The sequence below is a fragment of the Mesorhizobium sp. M1A.F.Ca.IN.020.06.1.1 genome (genome assembly GCF_004023265.1).
In the GTDB taxonomy this organism is placed as follows: Bacteria; Pseudomonadota; Alphaproteobacteria; order Rhizobiales; family Rhizobiaceae; genus Mesorhizobium.
The window spans coordinates 1-2,647 of the sequence record NZ_RZSR01000847.1 but is presented as its reverse complement, the minus strand read 5'-3'; the positions used below and the strand labels follow the sequence as shown (position 1 = coordinate 2,647).

3 protein-coding genes are annotated in these 2,647 nt (G+C 64.3%); 1 reads left to right on the top strand and 2 read right to left on the bottom strand.

Annotation, left to right across the window (positions count from 1 at the left end):
• Positions 1–107 precede the first annotated feature (107 nt).
• Positions 108–689, top strand: coding sequence for a DUF1349 domain-containing protein (locus EOA60_RS27925; protein WP_095824341.1), 582 nt, complete (start codon positions 108–110; stop codon positions 687–689).
• A gap of 86 nt (positions 690–775) precedes the next feature.
• Here EOA60_RS27925 and EOA60_RS27920 read toward each other — a convergent pair whose 3' ends face one another.
• Together EOA60_RS27920 and EOA60_RS27915 are read right to left on the bottom strand one after the other, a co-directional pair.
• The gene (locus tag EOA60_RS27920) at positions 776–2,341 is read right to left on the bottom strand and encodes a glycosyltransferase (RefSeq protein ID WP_095824340.1); all 1,566 of its coding nucleotides are present in this window, start codon (positions 2,339–2,341) and stop codon (positions 776–778) included.
• Positions 2,338–2,647: glycosyltransferase (locus EOA60_RS27915; RefSeq protein WP_128312238.1), on the bottom strand; the 310-nt coding region annotated here is incomplete at its 5' end. The genes EOA60_RS27915 and EOA60_RS27920, both read right to left, overlap by 4 nt.

Sequence of the window (2,647 nt, the reverse complement as noted above, 5' to 3'; positions counted from 1 at the left end):
GCCGCAAGGGCTCGAGCTACGGCCCGCGCGAGCAGGGCCGCTACGCCATGGAGTTCTACACCACCGTCAAGACGGCCTACACGTTCGCCGGCTGACGGGCAGGCGTCATGACCTCTGACTTTGCCGGAATGGCCTGGCTCAACCCGCCGCCGCACCATGTGTTCGGCGACGGGACGCTGCATGTCCGCACCGGCAAGGAGACCGATTTTTGGCGCGAGACCTTCTACGGCTTCCGCCGCGACAATGGCCATTTCCTCTATCGTCCCGTCGCGGGCGACTTCAGCGCCGGGGTCACCGTCAAGGGCGAATACAAGGCGCTCTACGATCAGGGCGGGCTGATGCTGCGGCTCAGCGAAACGCACTGGATCAAGGCCGGCATCGAATACACGGACGGCCTCGCCTATTTTTCCGTTGTCGTCACCAACGACACCTCCGACTGGTCGCTGGTCAGCATTCCGACAGACCCCGACGGCGTGAGGATTCGTCTGACCCGCCACGCCGAAGCCATTCGCGTTCAGTACCTCGATGCCGCGGACGGCCGCTGGAAACCGGTGCGGCTGGCCCATTTCCCGGTCTCGCGGAGCGTCGACGTCGGCATGATGTGCTGCTCGCCGCAGCGCGAAGGCTTCGAGGTGATGTTCTCGGGCTTCAGCGTTGGCCCGCCAATCGCGAGAGAGTTGCACGATTGATGGTGGCGCGGCGCTACCCGCGCGCACCTGCGACGCTGCCCTTCGCGGCCGGCTGTTTCTGGAGGGAAACTGGGAAAGGCGGGGCCTCACCAGGGGACGTGCTGTATCTCCAGCCGCGGCAGTCCGATCGGCCTGATGCCGAGATCGTTCGCCAGGGCACCGAAACCCTCGGTCTCGATCAGGTCGCGATAGGGGATCTCCGGAAAGCGAAGGCCGCCGCGATGCAAGGCGGCATCGACCAAGAGCATGGTGCCGCCGACACCGTCCAGGCCGATGCTGTCGAGGTGGCGGACATCGCTCATATGCAGCCTTGCATGTGTGTGCCGCGGAGGCTGATAGAGACCGTCGTGAACATGGCGGAAGTAGTTATGATCTCTGTTGTGCCGCACAGTGACGAAACTGTTGAGGTCGAAGCTGTCGCCGCCTGGGACTTTCACGCAGTGCGGCGCGACGATGCGGTGCCCCCTTGCAATCAGCCGGGTCACGACGTCCGCTGGAAAACGCCAGACATCGATGTCGATCCACAGCGCCCAGTCGTCCTCGTCTCTCAGCCCATGATCGATCAGATGGTTACGCACCTTGGCGATGCCGCTGCGCCTGAAGCGTTGCAGCTGCCGGTTCGCTCGCTTGTCGCGGTCAAGCTCGGTGCCGAGTTTTTTCCGCAGCAGCACGACATCGCGATAGTCCTTGCCCAGGGCTGCAGTGGCGCCTTGCAACCGCTCCCAGCTGCCATCTGAACTGTCGCCTTCGCAAAAGACGAGCTTCATCTTGTCTCTTGGGAAGTCGAGCTGCCGCAACGCGGCGAGGAATGGCTCTATGTGTTGGGCCGCATCGCGCAGCGGCACCAGCACGGCGAGGTTGGATCCCAATGGCGGCGGCGCCGCGATGGCCGCTTGGCTGACGCTTTGCCGGGCGGCTTGCTCATCGGAAACAGTCCCGCGCGTCAGGCGGTGTCGGGCCTGGTAGATCAACTTGCGCAGCCTATGCCGCAACCGGGTGGGCCTCTCCGGCGTCCACCATGTGCCCGCCCAGTGGTGGATCGACAATGTCATGCCGCCGCTGCCCGCCCGCTTTCCCGACGAATCGAGAGGCGAGTACAATTCGGCCGGATGGATCGCAAACGCCGTCTGGTCAGGATAGCCGAGTTGCGCGGAGGTAAGCACGCACGGCCCGGTGGCGTCGATCGCCTGTTTTGCGCGGACGAGCCCGGGCAGGAACGACAGCAAATGAAGCCAGAACGGGTGCCCCGGCGGGCTGGCCATGGTCCCGTTGAACAGAAGGTAAGGCAATCCGCGAAAGTCCGCCTGCACGCGTGCGTGGGCGTCCGGCTCCGTGCAGAACACGATCCGATCCTCGCCCAGGAGCGGATCGAACGGCGCCACGCATTCGCAATCGATATCGGCATAGACCCCGCCGAAATGGTGGAGAAGCAGATAGCGGCCCGCGTCGGCGCGCAGAATGCCATATTCGTAGCTGCAAAAGGTCGGCAGGAAGCCGGGATAGTGTGCGGCCACGAACTCGAGCAAAGTCCGATCGTTCCAGAACATCATCGTCCAGTCCGGATGATGCCGCTTCCAGCTCTCGACATAGCCTTGGAAACGGGCCGGGACGATGTCGGTCTTCCACGTCTGGTGCAGGATTTTCGGGATCATCCGCGGCTCACGGCTTGAACTTGGTGACAGTCGGCGTCGACGCGGGTGGCATCCAGGCCCAGGCCCTGACCGACGGCATCGCGGATCGCCTGCGGCCCGAACCGCGACCACGCGGCCTCGTGGGCCCGGGCGCGAACGCTGGCCATGCGCGCATGGTCGGAACAAAGTCTGACCGCTATGTCGGCCAATCCCTCGTCGGTGTCCGACAGAAGCACCTCGTCGCCCTCGATCAGGTTGAGACCCTCGGCTGCCAGCGGCGTTGCAATGACCGGGACCCCCCAGGCCATTGCTTCGAGGATCTTGATG